1 protein-coding gene is annotated in these 3,102 nt (G+C 70.6%); it reads left to right on the forward strand.

Annotated elements, in window-relative coordinates; translation table 11 throughout:
* A partial coding sequence (locus tag ACFWZ2_RS43455) for an amino acid adenylation domain-containing protein (RefSeq protein ID WP_384555333.1) occupies positions 1–3,102 on the forward strand: 3,102 nt, incomplete at both ends.

Below are 3,102 nucleotides of genomic sequence, written 5' to 3' on the forward strand. Positions count from 1 at the left end.
CGGCGTTCGAGCACCAGGAGGTGCCGTTCGAGAAGCTGGTGGAGGAGCTGGCGCCGACGCGTTCGCTGGCCCGGCACCCGCTGTTCCAGGTCATGCTGAAGGTGCAGAACACCGGCGAGGCCGTCCTCGACCTGCCGGGCGTGCGGGCCGCCGGATTCCCGGCGGGCGCGTCGACCGCCAAGTTCGATCTGGACGCGTCGGTGTCGGAGGTCTTTGACGAGGCGGGCGCCCCGGCGGGGTTGCGTGGTTCGGTGGTTGCTTCGGCGGATCTGTTCGATGTGGCGACGGCCGAGCGGCTCGTGGCCCGCTGGGTGCGGGCGATCGAGTTGTTGGTGGGGGATCCGGGGCTCCGGCTGAGCGCGCTGGACGTGCTGGAGGAGGCCGAGCGCGGGCTGCTCGCCGAGTGGAACGACACGGCTGCCGAGGTGGCCGCGGGTTCGCTGGTGGAGCTGTTCGAGGCGCAGGCGGCTCGTACGCCGGATGCGGTCGCGGTGGTCGCGGGCGAATTATCGCTGCCCTACGGGGAGTTGGAGGTGCGGGCGAACCGTCTGGCCCGTCATCTGGTGGCTCAGGGGGTTGGTCCCGAGTCGCTGGTGGGGGTGTGCCTGGGGCGGGGGGGCGACCTGATCGTCGCGCTGCTGGCGGTGTTGAAGGCCGGTGGTGCCTATCTGCCGCTGGACCCGGAGTACCCGGCTGACCGGATCGCGTACATGGTCGAGGACGCGGCGCCTGCCGTGGTGCTGGCTTCCTCCGGGTCGGCGGGGGTGTTGGCCGGGTCGGATGTGGGCGTGGTGGTGCTGGATGCCCCGGACGTGGCGGAGGTGCTGGCGGGGTTGGATGCGGGGCCGTTGGGTGTGGAGGTGCGGCCGGAGCATCCGGCGTATGTGATCTATACCTCGGGTTCGACGGGGCGGCCCAAGGGCGTGGTGGTGGCACACAAGGGTGCGGTGAGCCTGTGCGAGGGCCATGGCCGGACGGCGTTCGCCACGGATGGCGGGCGGCTGCGGGTGGCGTTGACGACGTCGGTGTCCTTCGACGCGTCGTGGAACCAGCTGTCGGCCTTGTTTGTGGGGCATGAGCTGCATGTGGTGGACGCGGAGACGTGGCTGGACGCGGGGCGTCTGGTGGCGTGGATGCGGGCCTCACGGATCGACTTTGCCGAGGTCACCCCCTCTTACCTGCAAGTTCTTGTGGATGAGGGCCTGTTCGAGGGTTCTGTGTATCCGTCGCGGATCGGTGTGGGCGGTGAGGCGGTTCCGGATCGGCTGTGGGAGCGGCTGCGTGCGCTGGAGGGTGTGGAGGGCTTCAACTTCTACGGTCCGACCGAGGCCACCGTGGATACCGCCATCGCCCGTCTTGCCGACTCGGCTGACGTGGTGGTCGGTAGGCCCGTGCCCAACGCGCGTGTCTTCGTGCTGGACGAGGCGCTGCGGCCGGTTCCGGTCGGGGTGCCGGGTGAGCTGTATGTCTCCGGTGCCGGGCTTGCCCGCGCCTACGTCAACCGTCCGGGTCTGACGGCTGAGCGCTTCGTCGCTTCTCCCTTTGCGGACGGCGAGCGTATGTACCGTTCGGGTGACCGGGTGAAGTGGACGGCGGAGGGTCAGTTGGTCTTCCTGGGCCGCACCGACGACCAGGTGAAGGTGCGGGGTTTCCGTGTCGAACTGGGCGAGGTCCAGGCCGCTGTCACCGCGCATCCGCAGGTCGCGCAGGCCGCTGTGGTGGTACGGGAGGACACCCCCGGCGATCGTCGCCTCGTCGCGTACGTGGTGACCACGGGTCAACCCGCGGTGTCGATCGTGGAGTTTGTGGCTCGGAGTCTGCCGGAGTACATGGTTCCGTCGGCGGTCGTGGTGATGGACGCGCTGCCACTGACGGCCAACGGGAAGCTGGATCGCAGGGCGCTGCCTGCTCCCGAGCAGGTGGCCGCGGTCGGGCGTGGTCCCGCCAATGCCCGGGAGGAGATCATCTGTGCTGCTTTCGCGGAGGTCCTGGGGCGCGAGAGCGTGGGTGTGGAGGATGACTTCTTCAAGCTCGGCGGTCAGTCGCTGCTGGCGATCCGGCTGGTTGCCCGCCTTCAGAGGCAGGGTGTGTCGGTCTCGGTTCGCTCGTTCTTCCAGGCGCCGACCCCGGCTGCTCTTGCCGCCTCGGCGGGTGCTGTCCAGGTCGAGGTCCCGGCGAACCTGATTCCGGCCGACACGTCCGAGATCACTCCGGAGATGCTGCCGCTGGTCGACCTCACGGCCGCGGAGCTCGCGTCGGTCGTGGCCACCGTGGACGGCGGCGCGGCCAACGTCGCCGATATCTATCCGCTGGCTCCGCTCCAGGAGGGCCTGCTCTTCCACCACCTCCTCGCCGAGGGCGGCGACGACGCCTACGTCATGCCGACCGTGCTCGAGTTCGACGCCCGCGACCGGCTCGACGCCTTCACGGACGCGCTCCAGCAGGTCGTGGACCGCCACGACATCTACCGCACGTCGATCGTGTGGGAGGGCCTGCGCGAGCCGGTCCAGGTCGTGTGGCGTCACGCCACCCTGCCCATCACCGAGGTCACCCTCGACCCCGAGGGCGGCGACCCGACCGAGCAGCTCCTCGCGGCCGGCGGACTGCGCATGGACCTCGGCGAGGCCCCGCTGATCCGGATGCACGCCGCGCGGATCCCCGGCACGGGTCGCTGGCTGGGGCTGCTGCGGGCGCACCACGTGGTGCGCGACCACACCGCGCTGGAGATCGTCTTCAACGAGGTCCAGGCGATCCTCGCGGGCCGTGGCCGGGAGCTGGCGCGGCCGCTGCCGTTCCGCACCTTCGTGGCTCAGACGCGCGGCGCGGTCGCCCGCTCCGAGCACGAGCGCTACTTCGCCGAACTGCTCGGTGACGTCACCGAGCCCACCGCGCCCTTCGGCGTCGCGGACGTGCGCGGTGACGGCGCCGGAGCCGTACGCCACGTGGTGCCTTTCGACGAGGAACTGACCGCACGGCTCCGGGAGGTCTCCCGCCGTCTCGGCGCCAGCCCCGCGACCGTCATGCACGTCGCGTGGTCCCGGGTGCTCGCGGCGGTCAGCGGTCGCGAGGACGTGGTCTTCGGCACGGTCCTGTTCGGCCGCA

Origin of the sequence: Streptomyces sp. NPDC059002 (assembly GCF_042740435.1) — a bacterium.
Taxonomy (GTDB): Bacteria; Actinomycetota; Actinomycetes; order Streptomycetales; family Streptomycetaceae; genus Streptomyces.